This window comes from Micromonospora musae (genome assembly GCF_003626545.1).
GTDB lineage: Bacteria > Actinomycetota > Actinomycetes > Mycobacteriales > Micromonosporaceae > Micromonospora > Micromonospora musae.
This window is the reverse complement of the sequence record NZ_RAZS01000006.1, coordinates 284,682-301,608: the sequence shown is the minus strand read 5'-3', so window position 1 is coordinate 301,608 and position 16,927 is coordinate 284,682. Positions and strand designations below refer to the sequence as shown.

Below are 16,927 nucleotides of genomic sequence, written 5' to 3'. Positions count from 1 at the left end.
GGCGGAGCGGGACCGCCCCCGGACCGGTCTTCACCGGCAGGTCCAGCGCACCGCGTGACCTCTCTCGTTCTGGAAGAGCTGCCCGCCGAGCACCCGGCCGTCATCGCTGAGGCTCTTGACCCAGCCGTCCCCACTGGCGGTCGTTCCGTCCAGCCCGGGCAGCTTGACCAACTTGGTATCGGTGACCACGGCGGTGCCGTTGCCCGTGCCAGCCATCGAGCCGGCCTGCCACCCTCGCGCGTTCCCGGTCCCGGCCCAGACGACGGCGGGCATCAGGTCCGCCTTTCCCGTCCGCAGATCGATCCGCACCGGATACTCCTGCAGGGCCCTTCCGGACTTGCCCGGCTGCTTCTCCCGGTACGCCATCCCGGTCACCCAGCCACCGACCAGCGACACGGGCGTGAACTGGATGGTGGTTCCGCCCGGCACCTGAGGCAGTGGCAGCACCTCGGGCCGGGTGGCGCCCGGACGCCAGATGACTGCCCGCCGCGGCCTGCCCGGATCGTCCGCGCCAGCCATGTCGGCCATCTCGGCCAGGATGGTTCCGTCCTCATCGATGTCGATCGCCGAACCCGCCCACCCCGGGCCGGGTAGCGGCAGGTCGACAGCCGAGGCTTCGGACGAGTCCCAGATCACCGGCCGCTGCTGGGTCCACACCTCACGCCCGTCCTCGGCGTTCCGGAAGCCCACGATCCGGCCGGCGTCGTTGACCGCTGCCGCCGAGCCGGAGTTGACCCCCTTGAGTCGGATGGCCTCGCCGTCGCGCACCGCCCATGGCTGCGACAATTTGAGGCTGCGCCCCGTCGCACCCACCGCCAGGCCGGCCCGGTTGACGTCGCGCAACTGCTGCTCCTCACCGGGAATGGCAATTTCCCGGACCCGGTTCCCCTCCCAGATCAAAAGGCGGTAGTCGCGGAAGTCGTGCATGGTCAGACGGCCGACGAGCCACCGCCCGTCGGGGTCACCTGCCGTGACCTCACTGCCGGCGGCTTCCTCCGATCCGGGCAGGAGTGCTGCCGTGCACACCCCCTGCCAGGGGCCGCTCGGACGCGGTTTCGGGGACGGCGTCGACGGACTGGCTGACGTCGCCGGCGCCGGTGCCCCCCGATCGACCCCGTTTAGAGCGACCGGTAGGACGGCCACCGCCAGCACGCCCAGCGCGGCGGCCCCGGCCGCCGTCGCCCGGCGGTTGCGGCGGCGTCGCCGCGCCTCCCGGATCGCCCCGCCGAGGTCGACCCGGGGCGGACGAGTCGGTTCGTCGTCAAGCCGCCGCAGCAGGTCAGCGACCTGATCCTCGTCGATCCTCATCGTCACCGCTCCTTTCCGTTGCTACCGGCCAGCTGCCGATCGCTGAGCAGCCGGCGCATGGCGGCCAGCCCGTGCGAGGTCTGGCTCTTCACCGTCCCGGCCGAGCAGCCCAGGGAGCGGGCCACCTCGTCCACCGGCAGGTCGTACAGGAAGCGCAGCACCAGCACGGCCCGCTGGCGGGGTGGCACCTGCGCCAGCGCGTCGCGCAGCACCGTGCGCTCCTCGACCCCGCGGTCCTCGCTGCGCCGCACGTCGGGCGGGGCCGCGAAGAGCCGGATCCGCCACCAGCCCCGGCGTCGGCCGTCGAGGAAGAGCCGCACCACGATCGCCCGCACGTACGCGTCGACGTCGTCGGCCCTCGACGCGCGCGACCAGCGCTCGAAGAGCCGCGTCGCTGCCTCCTGCACCAGGTCGTCGGCCTGGTCGGCATTGCCGCAGAGCGAGTACGCCAGCCGGTGCAACGCCGGCAGCCGCGCACTCAGGTACGCGACGTATTCCTCATCCGATGCGTCCGGCATCCGGTTACCTCCGTCGGTTCCACGGGCGTGTCTCGGACGCGTCGGTCGAGCCGAACGGCGTCCGCCTCCGAGGCACGCCCCGAGGGCGTGTGTCGAGGTCCTGGCCGATTACCTCGGCACACGTCCTTAAGACGGGAATCGGCCGGGATCGGTTGTACGCGTGTCGAATGCGCGGTCCAGGATGGTCGCATGACCGACCTCCTGCCCATCCCCGAGCAGCTGACCTGGGTACGGCGGACTCCGGTCGGCCGGGCGTGGTTGGCCGAGCTGCCGGACCGGGTGGCGGCCTGCGTCGACCGCTGGTCGCTGCGGGTCGGCCCGCCGTTCCCGTACGCCTTCGCCTCGCTGGCGCTGCCGGCCGAGCTGCCGGACGGAACACCGGCGGTGCTCAAGCTCCAGTACCCGGACAGCGAGAGCGAGCACGAGGCGGCGGCGCTGGCGAGGTGGTCGGGTGCGGGGGCGGTCCGGCTGCTCGGGCACGACCCGGGGCGGCGGGCGCTGCTGGTCGAGCGGGCCGTTCCCGGCACCCCGCTGAACGGGCTGCCGGCGGAGGCGGCCCTGGACGTCATGGTCGCGCTCCTCCCCCGGCTCTGCGTGCCGGCCGCCGGCCCGTTCACCTCGCTCGCCGAGGAGGCGGCCGGCTGGGCGGAGCGGCTGCCGGGCAAGTGGGAGCGGGCGAACCGGCCGTACGAGCGGCGGCTGCTGGACACCGCGCTCGGGCTGCTCGCCGAGCTGGCCCCGTCCCAGGGCGAGCAGGTGCTGGTCAACCAGGACCTGCACGGCGGCAACGTGCTGCGGGCGACCCGGGAACCTTGGCTGGTCATCGACCCGAAGCCGCTGGTCGGCGAGCGTGAGTTCGCGGTGGCGCCGGTGGTGCGCGACGCCGCGCTGGGGCACTCCCCGGCGGCGGCACGTCACCGGCTCGACCGGCTCGCCGTCGAGCTGGGTCTGGACCGCGATCGGGCGCGCGGCTGGACGGTCGCGCAGACGCTGGCGTGGAGCATCAGCGACGGGGCCGTCTTCCCCGACCAGGTCGACGTGGTCCGCTGGCTGCTCGACGAGGCGAGGTGAGTCGAAGCCAGCCTCACCGGCCCGCCGGGTGGGACACCAGTAGAGAATGCGACGTCGACTTCCGTGGTGAGGAGGGCCCGAACCGATGCGTGAGGTGAACCCGTCCGGTCGGGCCGCACACACCGTGACGATGACGGTGCGCCAATGGCAGATCATCGACGCGACCCTCGATAACGAGGTCGATACGGCGGTGATGAATGGCGACCCTGAGCATGTGGTAGCGCTGGGACGGAACGTCCGTCAGACCGGATGGGAGCAGGTCGTCGGGTCCGCGGAGCAATGGCCACCGGACGACGAAATGACATCGATCACTCTCATCGACGTCCAGTGGGAGCTGGTGACCGGGTCGCTGGAGCGCTGGTCGGATATAGCCGAACGTGCCGGGCAGAGCGACGACGCCCACCTCGGACGGCGTATCCGCGTCGACGTGTCAGCCCAGCTGCCTGCCTGATCCACGCTCGCCAGAGTCGACTCCGGGGGGTGGGTTCCCAGATTCGCAAGGTGAGCGTTGTGGCACGACCAGACCGTCCGGTGTGGTCCGCTGGCTGCTCGACGCCGTGCCGAAGTAGAGCCCCCACCGGCCCTGGGGCACCAGCCTCACCGGCGCTGGCAGGTGGCGCACCAGTAGAGGTTGCGGCCGGCGAGTTCGCCGCGGCTGATCGCCGTGCCGCAGACGTGGCAGGGCGCGCCGGGACGGCGGTAGACGTACACCTCGCCGCCGTGCCGGTCGACGCGCGGTTCCCGACCCATCGCCTCCGGCAGGTGCTCGTCGCGCACGGTGTCGATGCGGCCCTGCCGAACGGCGAGGGTCATCAGCGTCACCAGGTCGGCCCAGAGTCGGTCCCAGCCGGCACGGTCCAACGCCCGGCCGGGCAGCGTCGGCGGCAGGCCGGCCCGGAACAGCGCCTCGGTCACGAAGATCAACCCGGTGCCGGCCACCACCGACTGGTCGAGCAGCAGGGCGGCGAGCGGCGTCGCGCTGCGGGAGATCCGGGCGTACGCCCGGTCGGGGTCGGCGTCGGCGCGCAGCGGATCGGGCCCCAGCCGGGCCCGCAACGCCGCCACCTCCGGCGGGGTGAGCACCTCGCAGGCGGTGGGGCCGCGCAGGTCGAGCCAGTGCCGGTCCTCGGGTCCGCCGCCGCGCCGAGGCCGGGGACGGTCGTTGGTGAGCCGCAGCCGCACCTGGCCGACCGGCTCCGGGGGCTCGCCGACGCCGTCGGTCACCTTGCCGTAGAGCCCGAGGTGCACGTGCAGGGTCAGCTCACCGGCGTGGTGGTGCAGGAGGTGCTTGCCGTACGCCTCGGTGGAGTCGAGCACGGTCCCGGTGAGCCGGGCCGCGCCGTCGGCGAACCGGCCCTGCGGGCTGCTGGCGTGCACCGGTCGGCCGGCGAAGAGCTCGGCGTGCCGGGCCGCCAGGCGGTGGATGGTGTGTCCCTCTGGCACGGGCGCAAGGGTAGCCACCGCCGTTCACGCCTGCCAGACGGCCTGCTCGGGCGGTCGGCGTGCGCGACAGCCGGCCGGGCGGGAACGGCCGTGGGCGCGGGACGTGTCGGGAAACGACCAGGCGGGTACTTCCGGGGACGTATCGCGTGGGTGCCGCCGGTTCCACGGCCACCCCGCATTCCCGAGGAGGTGTGTTGTGGCCGGAATTCCTTCCCCGTCGCGCCGGCCCGCGCGCGACGAGAACCGTGACAGCACCGGCGACGGCTCGGTCGCCACCGTTCCCGCTCCGGCGGACGCGGACCGTCCGGACGCGACCCGGACCGCGGTGACCGAGCGGACGTCGCCCCGCGACGGTGCCGCGCCCGTCGGTGCCCCGCGCACCGCCGACGCGCCGCCCACCGGCACGCGGGCCGCGACCGGGGCCGCCCCCGCCCGGCAGGTCGACCCCGCGCTGCGTCCGGGGCCGGTACCCGCCCGCCCCGACGAGGAGCGGGACGGCGACCGGGCCGTACGCCCCGAGCGGGACCGCCCGCTCGACCCGGACGTACGGCCGGACGAGCCGGCGCCGACGGTGACGCCCGGTCCCCGCCCCCGCGCCAGCCTGCTCGCCACCCTCGGCCTGGTGGTCGGGGTGGCCGGGGCGCTCTTCGTGCTCACCGGCACCCTCGCCGGCTACGGGATCGGGCTGGGGGCGATCGGCGCGGTCCTCTCGGTGCTGGGAATGATCGCCACCCGGCGTCGACACGTCGCGGGCAAGACCGACGCGCTGCTCGGCATCGCCCTGGGCCTCACCGCGGTGGTCGTCGGGGTGCTCGCGATGACGGGGCTCTTCGACTGGCCGACCACCGACGGCGACTGGGTGCAGCGGTTCCGGGAGTGGCTCGACTCACAGTTTGTCGATCGGATCTAGCGGGCACTGTCCGGCTCGCCGGCGGTGCGCCGGCCAGCGGAGACCGGTGGTTCACCGGTCGAGCCCGACCAGTCTGGTGGTTCACCAGCCGGGCGACACAGTTTCAGGGGCGGCGGTTCGCCGCCCCTGATGTGTTTCCCGTCGAGGCTGCTCGCCGCCGCGCGGCCGGCCCGAGCGCGACCGGCGTCGATGTGGCCGCCACCCCGTCCCGCCGGGCCCGGCGCGTCGTTGACCGAAGGTGACCGAGCCCGGCTCCGGAGGAAGCGGCCGCGTAGAGCGGTCCGCGCAACGAATCGCCGTCGGCCTTGGCCCAGACGCAATGAACAGCCGTCCTGCGCAATCCTCTGCGGTGGATCCTGTCGGCCCGCGCCGAATAACGTTGAACATCGGCGCCAGCCCGTGGGCCGAGGTGGCCGGGCGCGCCCGACCCCTGGGAGCAGGACAATGACGATGGACGCGACGCGCCAGCGCTTTCTGATGTGCCGGCCGACGTACTTCGCCGTGGACTACGCGATCAACCCGTGGATGGACCCGACCGCGCCCGTCGACGCCGACCTGGCGATCCGGCAGTGGGAGCAGCTGCGGCAGGTCTACCGCGACCTGGGCCACACCGTCGAGGAGATCGCTCCGGTGCCCGGCCTGCCCGACATGGTCTTCGCCGCGAACGGCGGCACCGTGATCGACGACAAGGCGATGGCGGTGCAGTTCCGCGACCCGCAGCGTGCCGACGAGGCCCCGGCCTACCGGGCCTGGTTCGAGGCGGCCGGCTTCGAGATGTACGACCCGAAGCACGTCAACGAGGGCGAGGGCGACATCCTCCTCGCCGGTGAGCTGCTGCTCGCCGGCACCGGCTTCCGCACCGCGCACGCCTCACACGCCCAGTTGCAGGAGGTCTTCGGATACCCGGTGATCACCATGCAGCTGGTCGACCCGCGCTTCTACCACCTGGACACCGCGCTGACCGTGCTCGACGAGCGCACGGTGGCGTACCTGCCGGAGGCGTTCACCCCCGGCAGCCAGGCCGTACTGCGTCGGCTCTTCCCGGACGCGGTGCACGCCACGATGGCCGACGCCGAGGTGCTCGGCCTGAACGCGGTCAGCGACGGGCGGCACGTGGTGCTGCCGGCGCAGGCCACCGACCTGGCCGCGAAGCTTCGCGACCGGGGCTACGAAACCATCGGTGTCGACCTGTCCGAGCTGCTTAAGGCGGGCGGCGGACCGAAGTGCTGCACGTTGCGGCTCCGACAGGGAAAGGCAAGCAAGTGATCGTCGACGACATGCTGCGGACGCCGGGCGCGGTCCGCGACGCGGAGCGCTGGACCGCGCACAACTACCACCCGCTGCCGGTGGTGATCTCGTCCGCCGAGGGCGCCTGGCTGACCGATGTGGACGGGCGTCGTTTCCTCGACTTCCTGGCCGGCTACTCGGCGCTGAACTTCGGTCACCGGCACCCGCAGCTGGTCGCCGCGGCGCACGCGCAGCTCGACCGGCTCACCCTCACCAGCCGGGCGTTCATCCACGACCAGTTCGCGGCCTTCTGCCGGGAGCTGGCCGAACTCAGCGGCAAGGACCTGGTGCTGCCGATGAACACCGGCGCCGAGGCGGTGGAGACCGGGATCAAGGTGGCCCGCAAGTGGGGCTACCAGGTCAAGGGCGTACCGGCGGGCCAGGCCAACATCGTGGTCGCCGAGGGCAACTTCCACGGGCGTACGACCACCATCGTGAGCTTCTCCACCGATGAGGAAGCCCGGGAGGACTTCGGGCCGTACACGCCCGGGTTCACCGTGGTCCCCTACGGCGACCTGGACGCCTTGACGGCCGTCATCGACGAGAACACCGTCGCCGTGCTGATCGAGCCGATCCAGGGCGAGCAGGGCGTCGTGGTGCCGCCGGAGGGCTACCTGCCGGGCGTCCGCCGGGTCTGCACCGAGCGCAACGTGCTCTTCATCGCCGACGAGATCCAGTCCGGCCTGGGTCGCACCGGGGCGACGTTCGCCTGTGACCACGAGGGCGTCGTGCCGGACATGTACCTGCTCGGCAAGGCGCTCGGCGGCGGCATCGTGCCGGTCTCCGCCGTGGTCGCGAACACCGACGTGCTCGGCGTGCTCAAGCCCGGCCAGCACGGCTCGACCTTCGGCGGTAACCCGCTGGCCTGCGCGGTCGCCGTCGAGGTGGTCCGGATGCTGGCGACCGGCGAGTTCCAGCGCCGCTCCGCCGAGCTGGGCGAGCGGCTGCACGCCGGGCTGCAGGAGCTGGTCGGCAAGGGTCTGGTCGCCGTACGGGGCCGGGGCCTCTGGGCCGGGCTCGACATCGACCCGGCGCTGATGACCGGCCGTCAGGCCTGCGAGCGCCTCGCCGAGCGTGGTGTGCTCGCCAAGGACACCCACGGCTCCACGATCCGGCTCGCCCCGCCGCTGGTCGTCACCGAGGAGGAGATCGACCACGCGGTGGCCCAGCTCGCCGCCATCCTCACCCCCTAGCCCAACCCCCCCAACCCCACCCCTCCCACCCCACCCCGCACTTGGTGATCAAGAGGTTTGCGTCGCGAACCAGCCGCTTCCTGACGCAAACCTCTTGATCAACCGCTTCGGGTGGGGGGGTGGGTGGGGGGTGGGGCGTGGGGCGTGGGGGGTGGGCGTTAGGGGCGGGGTAGGCGCATGGCCATGGTGGGGGCCTCCGCCATCACCGAGGTCGGCGTGAACGACGCCCCCACGGGCAGCTCCTCGGCCCGGCCGATCTGCACCCCCGGATAGAGCTCGATCATGTCGTTCTCGCCGAGCACCCGCGACTGCTTCGGCACGAGCGGAATCCGCTCCGCCTCGGTCATCGATCCGGCCGGGCGGATGCCCGAGCCGTTGGTGCTCACGTCGGTCACGATCACCTCGCCGACGCGCAGCTCGAGGTGCAGGTGGTTCCGGCTGATCCAGCGCCGCGCCTCGTCGTTCAGCCACTGCCCGAGGACGATCCCGCCCTCCGCCTCGGGGGCCCGGCCGACCAGCACCGGCTGCTCCTCGCTGACCACGAACCGGCGACGGACGAGCCCGCCGATGCGTACCGCGAGCACCTCGGTACGCGGCCGCGGGCCCACGTCGCCGAGCCGGGTGCCGTGCCGGGGGCAGGTCGGTACGCCGCCGCGCAGCGAGGGCGGCGCCTGCTCGGCGGGGCTGCGCTGCACCCGGGCCAGATCGGCGAAGGAACCGCCGCCACCGCCGCCGAAGAGCGCGCAGCCCGACTCCGGGCACCGCCACTGCCGGGTGAGCAGCTTCGCCCCGGCCGGGGAGCGGCGGCCCGCGACCGGCTTGTCGCCGCCCCCGACGTGCGCGACGAGGTTCGGCCCGCCGGCGCCCGGCACCGGGGCGAGGACCCGGCCGGGCTCCTCCGCCACCCAGGGGAACCGTCCACGCAGCCCGTCCAGCCGGGCCCGGGTCAGCACCGGAAGGCCGAGCAGGTCGGCCACCTCCAGCATCCGGTCACCCGGATTGTCGAGCACCTCGACCAGCCCGTCGTCGGCCCACCGGCGAACCACCATCCGCTCGTTGGAGGTGAGGTCGGCGTCGGAGAGCAGCGCCCGGTGCACCACGGCGTAGACCTGGACGCTGTCCTCCTCCAACTGCCGGGAGAGGGCGTCGATCACCATGCCGAGCCGCAACAGGCTGGCCGGTCGGCCACCGTCGATGTCCTGGTAGCGGATCACGTCGGCCAGATCGAGGACGGCCCGGGCCAGCGACGGGTCGACGCAGACCCGCCCCTCGATGGCGTCCAACACCTTGCTGATCTCGAATCTCATCGGGCACTCCGAATGATCTCGTCGATGCGACGGGCCAGGTCGACGTCACGGCGAGTGACCCCACCGACCGAGTGGGTGACGCACCGGAACGTCACGGTGCGCCACCGGATGTCGATGTCGGGGTGGTGGTCGAGCTGCTCGGCCGTCTCGGCGACCCGGTCCACCACCGCGATGGCGGCCGGGAAACCGGCCAGCTCCACGCTGCGGCTGATCCCGGTCGGGTCGCCCGACCAGCCGTCCAGCCCGCCCAGCTCCTGTTCCACCGCCTCCGCGGTGAGCACGTCTGCCATGGGGTGACCCTACCGGGACGGAGAGCCCCGCCGGCCGCGCATACCGGCGGGGTGTCCACCGCCGTCCGCGCGGCCGGCCGCGCCGAACCCGTCAGCTCCGCAGCGGTCGCCCCACCTCGTGCAGGTGGCCCAGCGCCTGCCGGTACGAGTCGAAGAGCCCGGTCTCCGCGTACGGGATGCCCTGCTCCGCGCAGTACGCCCGCACCAGCGGCTGGGCCCGGCGCAGGTTCGCCCTCGGCATGTTCGGGAAGAGGTGGTGCTCGATCTGGTAGTTGAGCCCGCCCAGCGCGGTGTCGACGAACCGGCCGCCCCGCACGTTGCGGGAGGTGAGCACCTGCTTGCGCAGGAAGTCGAGCTCGTCCTCGGCCGTCGGCATCGGCATGCCCTTGTGGTTCGGGGCGAAGGCGCAGCCCATGTAGAGCCCCCACAGCCCCTGGTGGACGGCCGCGAAGAGCAGCGCCTTACCGGGCGACATGGCCAGCAGCAGCGCGGCCAGGTAGCCGGCCGTGTGCACGCCCAGCAGCAGCGCCTCGACCCGCCGGTGCCGCATCGGCGTCCGGAACCGGCCGTCCGGCTCCCGCCCGACGATCGCCTGGATGCTCGCCACGTGCAGGTTGAGCCCCTCCAGCAGCAGCATCGGGAAGAACAGGTACGCCTGCCGCCGGGCCAGCCAGCGGCCGAAGCCCCGGGTGCCGAGCGCCTGCTCGTACGTCCAGACCAGCGCGCCGGCGCCGACGTCCGGGTCCTCGTCCTCGTGGTTCGGGTTGGCGTGGTGCCGGTTGTGCTTGTCCACCCACCAGCCGTAGCTGAGCCCCACCGCGAGGTTGCCGGCGATCAGACCGACCGCCTCGCTCGGGCCACGCCGGCGGAACATCTGCCGGTGCCCGGCGTCGTGACCGAGGAAGGCCACCTGCGTGGTGGCCACCGCCATCACGACCGCGACCAGCGCCTGCCACCAGGAGTCCCCCACGGCGAAGACCGCCACCCAGCCGGCCGCGAAGATGCCCAGGGTGAGCGCGATCCGCGCCACGTACCAGCCGGGACGGCGTTGCAGCAGGCCCGCCTGGTTGACCCTGCGGGACAACTGTGCGTAGTCGCTCCCTCGCCGTACCGGCGGGTCCGCCACCGCTGACAGCACCATGGCCGCTCCTGTTTCCTCGATGTACGGCCGGCCGTGCGGCTCGACCCCCGCCATCGAGTCTCCGGAGATCGGTAGCGTTGAGTAACCCTGTCCACCCCCGAGTGGGGGTAGGGTTCGCCCTACCTTGACACCGCCCGCGCCGCCCGCGACCTCCGCGACGCCCGCGACGTTCCCGGCGGCCGCGCCGGGGCAGGGCGCGCGCTCAGGGTCGGGTCTGCTCGTGCACCCAGGCCGCGTACCCGGGGTCCCCGCTCTCCACCCGGCTCACCAGGATCTCCGGCACCTGGTACGGGTGGTTGGCCCGAAGCTGGTCGACCAGCGCGACCACCCGGTCCGGGGCGGTCTTGAACTGCACCGACCACTCGCTGCTGGTCTCCACATCGGAGCGCCACCAGTAGGTGCTGTCGACCTGCCCGCCCACCTGTGCGCAGGCGGCGAGTCGGCCGGTCACGGCGGCCGCCGCGAGCACGTCGGCGACCGAACGGGCATCCACCACGGTCGTCACCACGCAGATCTGGTCCACGATCGCACCCTACGTGGCGTGCTCACCGTCGCTCATGTCCACGCCGTCCCGATTGGCCGCGATCCACTCGTCGATCCGGGCCCACCAGTCGAAGAGCCAGTCGATGCGTTCCTGCCGGCCCGTCGGCACCTCCTCGGGCGGTACCGACCAGAACCGCATCACGATCCGCTTGTCCATCGGCAGCTCACGCCAGACGTCGGCGACGGTCAGCATCCGGTCCAGACCGGTGTGCGCCACGAAGACCACCCCGGCGTCGGGAGCGGCGTCCAGCGCGGCCAGCAGCCCACCGGGTTGCGGGGCGAGCACGTGCCGCATCCGCTCGGCCCGCAGCGCCATCCGCTCCAGGCCCAGCGACCGCAGGCGGGCGATGGCGCGCAGCCGCCGCTTGGGGGTGAAGTTGCCGCCCTCCGGGAAGATCACGAAGGCGTCGTCGTCGTCCAGCCCGGCCGCGAGGTGCCCGACCTGACGGATCACCGCCTCGGTCCGGTCGTGGTCCGGCGAGGGCGCGATGAAGCGATTCGGCAACCGGTTGAGCAGCACGTCGATCGCCGGATCCCACTGGAGGCTGTCCTTCAGCACGATCCGTGGCTCGCGCTTGAACCAGTTCACCAGGGCGTGGATCAGGATGAACGAGTCGCCCGGCCCGGCGTGCCGACAGAGCACCAGTTCGGGCCGGCCGGGCAGGGCGGTGTCCGGGTCGGCGCCGGTCACGTCGATCCGCAACCGCAGCGTCCAGCGCGCCTGCCAGAAGAGCACCCGCAGGAACCAGCCGGCGAGCACGTAGTGGGCGCGCTGGAAGGCCGGCGAGTGCACGCGGGCGCCGAAGCCGGCCCCGACCCAGAGCACGAAGAGCGCGATCAGCGCCGCCGCGTCCCACACCAGGTAGACGGTGCCGATCCAGAGCAGCCGCAGCGGGCGCAGCCGGCCGGGAACGAGCGGGGACAGGGCCGCCGCGACCAGGGCCCAGAGCGGCAGGGTGGTGACGACCGTGACGGCGAGCAGGACCACGGCGGGCCCCAGCAGCACCCGGCGCGTCCACCGTGGCGGCAACGGCATCAGCGGTCCAGGTTGGCCAGGTACCGCCGTGAGGCGGTGTAGGCGCGGCTGATCCGCCGCCCCACGGCCGCCATGTCCCGGTACGCCCACGGTGTGTCGTCGCGCGGGTTGAGCCCGCCGGTCGGCAGCACGTGCACCTCGACCCCCTCGGGCAGCGCGGCCATCTCCCGGAAGAACCGGTGCCGCCGGGCGATCTCGAAGGCGACCTGGGCGATCTCCCAGGGCCGCCGGGGAGGCGAGAGCTCCCGTTCGATCCGGCCCACCTGGAGGACGAAGATCCGGGTCGCGCCGACCGCGACGGCCTCGCCGATCGGGATCGAGTTGACGATCCCACCGTCGATGTAGTGCGCGCCGTTGATCTCCTTGGGCGGCAGCAGTCCGGGCACCGAGGCGGAGGCGAGCACGGCCGGCACCACCGGCCCGCTGTCGAACCAGTGTTCGGCGGCCCGTTCGATGTGCGCCGCGCAGCACCGGAACGGGACCCGCAGGTCGGCGAAGGTGGTCTCGGCCCCCAGCTCCGACTCGAGCAGCCGGCGCAGCGGGCGCGGCGAGTGCAGGTGCGTACGGGCGGCGAACCGGCGGAGCTGGCGGGCGACCGAGTCGCCGTACACCTCGCTCGCCTCCGGCGACGCCCAGAGCCGGACCAGCCGGTCGGTGACCGCCTCGGACGGGTCCGCGGCGACCAGGGCGCCGTTGACCGCCCCGATCGACGTGCCGAGCACCAGGTCCGGCTGGATACCGGCGCGGAACAGCGCGCGGAGCATGCCCACCTCGACCGCGCCGAGCACACCGCCGCCGCCGAGCACGAACGCCACCGGTCCCCCCGCCATGCCGTTCATCCTGGCACGACTGGCCGCCGCTCACCCTGGTGAGCCCGACCACCCCGGGCCGCGGTGCAGCGCGGAGGTCGCGCAGCGGGCGAGCCGGGCGGCGACCACCGGACCGGCGAACGGGGGTACGGCCGGCCGAGTCCGGCCGGGTCCGGTCAGCGCCGGCCGAGCCGCACCGCCTCCTGGACCGGCCGCCAGGGCGCGGCCGCGACCTGCCGATAGACCGCCTCGTAGCCCTGCGCCATCCGGCCGGTGGAGAAGTTCGTCGCCACCTGCCGCACGCAGTCGGCCGGATCGATCCACTCCACGGCGCGCAGCGCCGCCGGCAGCTCCTCCGGCCCGCTGCACACGACGCCGGTGACGCCGGTCGTGACCAGCTCCGGCACGGCTCCCCGACCGAGCGCGACCACCGGCGTACCGGTCGCCATCGCCTCGACCATCACCATGCCGAACGGCTCCTCCCACTGGATCGGCATGATCAGGCAGCGGGCGTCGAGCAGCATCCGCAGCGTCTCCGCCCGGTCGGCGTTGAGCACCACCTCGACGTCGTCGCCGAGCATCGGCGTCACCACCTCGTCGTAGTACCGGCGTTCGGCGGGCTCGTTGCACTTCCCGGCGAGCAGCAGCGGCAGGCCGGCGGCGCGGCAGGCGCGGATCGCGATGTCCGGCCCCTTGTCCGGGCTGAACCGGGCCAGCCACAGCACGGGGCCCGGCGCGGGCGCGGTCTTGTGCGGGACGTCCCGCAGGTCCAGGCCGTTGTGCACCGTGCCGACCCAGGGCAGCCCCGCGTTCAACCCGCGCTGGGCGTGCGAGATGGCCACCAGCCGGACGCCGTGGTCGGTGTCGCTGAGCACGGTGCCGTACTCGCCGACGGGGTTGCCGTGCACCGTCGCCACCGTCGGCACGCTGCGCCGACCGGCCACCAGCGGCCCGATGGTGGTGTGGTCGTGGATGATGTCGAAGTCGGCGGGGTCGATCAACTCTCGTACCCGCGCCAGGTGGGCCAGCTCGGGCAGGGACTCGCCGAGCCGCGCGAACTGCAGCTGCGCCTCGGTGGAGACGAACTCCTGGGCGGTGGTGCCGTGCCACTCCCCGGCGCCGAAGAGCGTCACCCGGTGACCGCGGCCCACGAGGGCGTCCACCAGGCCCGCGACGACCTGTTCCAGCCCCCCGTAGCCGGGTGGCGGCACGGAGAGCCACGGCGGCACCACCATCGCGATCCGCAGCGGCCGACCGGCGTACCGATCGCCCGTCAGCTGGATTCCGCCCACGCGTCCTCCCCGTCGCTCCCCGGTGCGTGGTGACCGCAGGTGCGCGCGGTACCCCGGCGCACCGGCGGCCCGCTTTCCCGCAGGCGGCGCGGATAAACCGGACAACCGGGACGCTCTGCTCGCCCTGCCTCGGACGTCTCGGACGCCTCAATCGCCGACGAGCAGCTGGCTCTCCACCTCCCGTACGCCCGGCGCCGCCCAGGCGATCCGCTCAGCCTGATCCCGCTCCCACCAGGAGCGCACCACACCGCTGAGGACCAGGACGTCCCCGTGCACCGCCACCTCGACCCGCCCGCCGGCGAGAGCCCGCCCCATCGCCCGCCGGACGTCGCGGAGCAGCCGGTCGGTCTCCGTCGGCGCGGGCGGGCGCACCTCGAGGAGGTTGGTGACGCCGCGTACGCCCCGCAGCCGGCGCAGCTCACGCTCGGCGCTGCGGCGCTGCCAGCCGAACTCCACCTCGCCGCGGAGCATCACCCAGCCGTTGGCGACGGTCACGTCCAGCCGCTCCGCCGGGACGAAGCTGTCCCACTCCAGCGCCCGGCCGGCGGCGACGGCGATCTCCGGATCGGTGACCCCGGGGCTGCCGGGCAGGCGTACCTCGACGTCGTCGGCGACCGCGCGCACCCCGCGTACGCGCTGCGCGCAGCGGGTGGCGGCCCAGCGCCGGGCCGAGCTGTCCACCCAGCCGGTCAGGGTGACGATGCCCTGCTGGACGCTCACCCCGATCTCGTTCGGCTGCACCTCGGCGGCCCAGGCCAGCTCGGCCAGGACGTCCTGCTGGATGCGCTGGTCCTCGCGGGCGACGGCTGCGCTGCCCATCGCGTCCTCCCCTCGCCGGTGCTGCCGAGACTGCCCCCGATACGGGTGACGGCGGTTCACCCGCACCGGGTGAACCGCCGTCGCCGACGGAGGCGGCGGCGGGTGACGGAGCCAACCCCCTTGTCTCCGTCACCCGCCGCCTGGAGGAGGAGGCAGGTTCAGTGCCCGGTCAGGACGTCTCGGCGAGCGTGACGGTCGCGGTGGCCTCCGAGCCGTTCCGCTTGTACTGCACCTCGACCCGGTCGCCCACCTTGCCGGCCTGGACCGCGCCGACCAGGTCGTCCGAGTCGTTGATCGGCTTGTCGCCGAAGCGGGTGATGACGTCGCCGCGCTGGAGGCCGGCCTTCTCGGCCGCGCTGCCCGGGGTGACGGCCGCGACCAGAGCGCCGCCGCCCTCGGCCATGTTCACGCTGACCCCGAGCGACGGGTGGCTCACCTTCTCGCCGCGCTGGAGCTTCCCGGCGACGTCCTTGGCCTTGTTGCTCGGGATGGCGAAGCCCACGCCGATGTTGCCGGTGCTCTGCCCGGAGGTGGCGATCGCGGTGTTGATGCCGATCACCTCACCTCGGGTGTTGACCAGCGCGCCGCCGGAGTTGCCGGGGTTGATCGGGGCGTCGGTCTGGAGCAGCCCGGAGATCGAGGAGGCGGTCTGGCGCGGGTCCTGCTGCTGGCCGTCGCCGGCCTGGATGGTGCGGTCGCGGGCGCTCAAGATGCCGGCGGTGACGGAGCCCTGCAGCCCCAGCGGGCTGCCCAGGGCGAGCACCTGGTCGCCGACCTGCATTCCGTCGCTGTCGCCGAACTTGGCGGCCTTCAGGTTGCTCACCCCGTTGGCCTTCACCACGGCGAGGTCGGTCTTCGGGTCGGTACCGATGATTTTGGCCTCGGCGTTCGTGCCGTCGGCGAAGATCACCCGCACGGTGTCGCCACTGGCCGAGGCGACCACGTGGTTGTTGCTGAGCACGTAGCCGTCGGCGGTCAGGATCACGCCGGAGCCCTCGCCGTTCTCGGTGGCGATGGAGACGACGCTGTCCTGCACCGAGGCGGCGATCTTCGGCAGGTCCGCGCTGTTGATCACCGGCGCGGCGGAGTAGGTACGAGTGACACCGCCACCGTCGCCGTCCAGGGCGAGCGCGAGCGCACCGCCGCCGACCCCGGAGCCGAGCATCAGCGCGAGTATGAGAAGGCCACCGCCGGCGAACTTGGCGATCCGGCCCATCCGCGGCCCGCCGGGCTGGGCGTCGACCTGGGTGTTCACCGCCCAGGGCGGCAGGGACTGGCCCGGCTGCTGCCCGTACGGCTGCGCCCCGGCACCCGGCTGACCCCCGCCCGCCCAGCCGGTGTGCTGGCCCGGGTACCAGTGGCCGCCCGGGTAGCCGGCGTTCGGCTGCGGGTAGCCGGGCTGGCCCGGGACGTGCTGGCCCGGAACGTGCTGGCCCGGGACCTGCTGCCCCGGCTGACCCGGAACGTGGTGGCCCGGAACGTGGTGGCCCGGCTGGCCCGGAACGTGGTGACCCGGCTGGCCCGGAGCGTGGTGACCCGGCATCTGGTGGCCGGCGTAGGCCGGCGTGCCGGCGTACGGCTGGTAGTCGGGCCCGGCGGGCGTCGCCACCGGCACGGTGGGGTCGGCGTCCCGGCCGAGGCCGGACGTCACGGCCACCGGCGCGGTCACGTCGGCGTCCGAAGTCGTAGCCACCGGCACGGTCGGGTCGGCGTCCCGGCCGGGGCCGGGCGACACCACCGGCACGGTCGGGTCGGCGTCCCGGCCGGGGCCGGTTCCGGTGCTGTCCTCGACGCCGGCGGGCTCCGCGGTGGCGGAGGCGGCCGGAGCCGCGGGCAGGTCGGTGGTCGGGGAGTCGGACTGCGCGCGCTCCACGCGCGGCAGCTCGTCGGTGGGTTGCGACGGCTCGGCGTCGGCGGTGGCCGGCCGGTGCTGCGGGTCGGACTCGTACTCGGTCATGAC

At 73.5% G+C, this 16,927-nt stretch carries 17 protein-coding genes; 5 read left to right on the top strand and 12 right to left on the bottom strand.

Going from position 1 to position 16,927, the window contains the following annotated elements:
* Positions 1-30 precede the first annotated feature (30 nt).
* Both D7147_RS18780 and D7147_RS18775 read right to left on the bottom strand, forming a co-directional pair.
* Positions 31-1,308: a hypothetical protein gene (locus tag D7147_RS18780; RefSeq protein ID WP_120679403.1), complete on the bottom strand. Its 1,278-nt coding sequence runs from the start codon at positions 1,306-1,308 to the stop codon at positions 31-33.
* A 2-nt stretch (positions 1,309-1,310) separates the two neighbouring features.
* Entirely contained in the window at positions 1,311-1,826 is a 516-nt protein-coding gene (locus tag D7147_RS18775; RefSeq protein ID WP_120679401.1) for a SigE family RNA polymerase sigma factor, read from the bottom strand.
* 189 nt (positions 1,827-2,015) lie between these two features.
* On the opposite strand from D7147_RS18775, the gene D7147_RS18770 reads away from it, so the two are divergent.
* Positions 2,016-2,897 carry an aminoglycoside phosphotransferase family protein gene (locus tag D7147_RS18770; RefSeq protein WP_120679399.1) on the top strand — a complete coding sequence of 294 codons (882 nt, stop codon included), beginning with the start codon at positions 2,016-2,018 and terminating at the stop codon, positions 2,895-2,897.
* A gap of 85 nt (positions 2,898-2,982) precedes the next feature.
* On the top strand, positions 2,983-3,348 hold the full coding sequence (locus D7147_RS18765) for a hypothetical protein (protein ID WP_120679397.1): 366 nt from the start codon (positions 2,983-2,985) through the stop codon (positions 3,346-3,348).
* Between the two features lie 146 nt (positions 3,349-3,494).
* On the opposite strand, the gene D7147_RS18760 is transcribed toward D7147_RS18765, so the two are convergent.
* On the bottom strand, positions 3,495-4,340 hold the full coding sequence (locus D7147_RS18760) for an Fpg/Nei family DNA glycosylase (RefSeq protein ID WP_120679396.1): 846 nt from the start codon (positions 4,338-4,340) through the stop codon (positions 3,495-3,497).
* A 196-nt stretch (positions 4,341-4,536) separates the two neighbouring features.
* On the opposite strand from D7147_RS18760, the gene D7147_RS33115 reads away from it, so the two are divergent.
* From D7147_RS33115 to rocD, 3 genes are all read left to right on the top strand, one after another.
* Positions 4,537-5,250 carry a DUF4190 domain-containing protein gene (locus D7147_RS33115; protein WP_233563217.1) on the top strand — a complete coding sequence of 238 codons (714 nt, stop codon included), beginning with the start codon at positions 4,537-4,539 and terminating at the stop codon, positions 5,248-5,250.
* Positions 5,251-5,700: 450 nt separating this feature from the next.
* Entirely contained in the window at positions 5,701-6,516 is an 816-nt protein-coding gene (gene ddaH, locus D7147_RS18750) for a dimethylargininase (RefSeq protein ID WP_187398661.1), read from the top strand.
* On the top strand, positions 6,516-7,730 hold the full coding sequence (gene rocD, locus D7147_RS18745; RefSeq protein WP_199734209.1) for an ornithine--oxo-acid transaminase: 1,215 nt from the start codon (positions 6,516-6,518) through the stop codon (positions 7,728-7,730). The genes ddaH and rocD overlap by 1 nt, the downstream gene beginning before the upstream one ends.
* A gap of 158 nt (positions 7,731-7,888) precedes the next feature.
* On the opposite strand, the gene D7147_RS18740 is transcribed toward rocD, so the two are convergent.
* The 9 genes from D7147_RS18740 to D7147_RS18700 all read right to left on the bottom strand — a co-directional run bounded on the left by D7147_RS18740 (position 7,889) and on the right by D7147_RS18700 (position 16,924).
* Positions 7,889-9,037, bottom strand: coding sequence for an FHA domain-containing protein (locus D7147_RS18740; RefSeq protein WP_120679392.1), 1,149 nt, complete (start codon positions 9,035-9,037; stop codon positions 7,889-7,891).
* Positions 9,034-9,327: a 4a-hydroxytetrahydrobiopterin dehydratase gene (locus D7147_RS18735; protein WP_120679389.1), complete on the bottom strand. Its 294-nt coding sequence runs from the start codon at positions 9,325-9,327 to the stop codon at positions 9,034-9,036. Before D7147_RS18735 ends, D7147_RS18740 begins: the two co-directional genes overlap by 4 nt.
* A 91-nt stretch (positions 9,328-9,418) precedes the next feature.
* Positions 9,419-10,468, bottom strand: a complete 1,050-nt coding sequence (locus tag D7147_RS18730) for a fatty acid desaturase family protein (protein WP_199716589.1) — start codon at positions 10,466-10,468, stop codon at positions 9,419-9,421.
* 202 nt (positions 10,469-10,670) lie between these two features.
* Positions 10,671-10,991, bottom strand: coding sequence for a divalent-cation tolerance protein CutA (cutA, locus tag D7147_RS18725; RefSeq protein ID WP_120679386.1), 321 nt, complete (start codon positions 10,989-10,991; stop codon positions 10,671-10,673).
* Positions 10,992-11,000: 9 nt separating this feature from the next.
* Positions 11,001-12,047, bottom strand: a complete 1,047-nt coding sequence (locus D7147_RS18720; protein ID WP_120679384.1) for a 1-acyl-sn-glycerol-3-phosphate acyltransferase — start codon at positions 12,045-12,047, stop codon at positions 11,001-11,003.
* Positions 12,047-12,877, bottom strand: coding sequence for a patatin-like phospholipase family protein (locus D7147_RS18715; protein WP_120679383.1), 831 nt, complete (start codon positions 12,875-12,877; stop codon positions 12,047-12,049). Before D7147_RS18715 ends, D7147_RS18720 begins: the two co-directional genes overlap by 1 nt.
* A gap of 155 nt (positions 12,878-13,032) precedes the next feature.
* Positions 13,033-14,091: a glycosyltransferase family 4 protein gene (locus tag D7147_RS18710; RefSeq protein ID WP_120679874.1), complete on the bottom strand. Its 1,059-nt coding sequence runs from the start codon at positions 14,089-14,091 to the stop codon at positions 13,033-13,035.
* A 204-nt stretch (positions 14,092-14,295) separates the two neighbouring features.
* Positions 14,296-14,967 (bottom strand): BON domain-containing protein, encoded by a 672-nt coding sequence (locus D7147_RS18705; protein WP_120679381.1) that lies wholly within the window; start codon positions 14,965-14,967, stop codon positions 14,296-14,298.
* Positions 14,968-15,136: 169 nt separating this feature from the next.
* Complete coding sequence (locus tag D7147_RS18700) at positions 15,137-16,924, bottom strand: trypsin-like peptidase domain-containing protein (RefSeq protein WP_120679379.1); 1,788 nt, start codon at positions 16,922-16,924, stop codon at positions 15,137-15,139.
* Between the last annotated feature and the right edge of the window lie 3 nt (positions 16,925-16,927).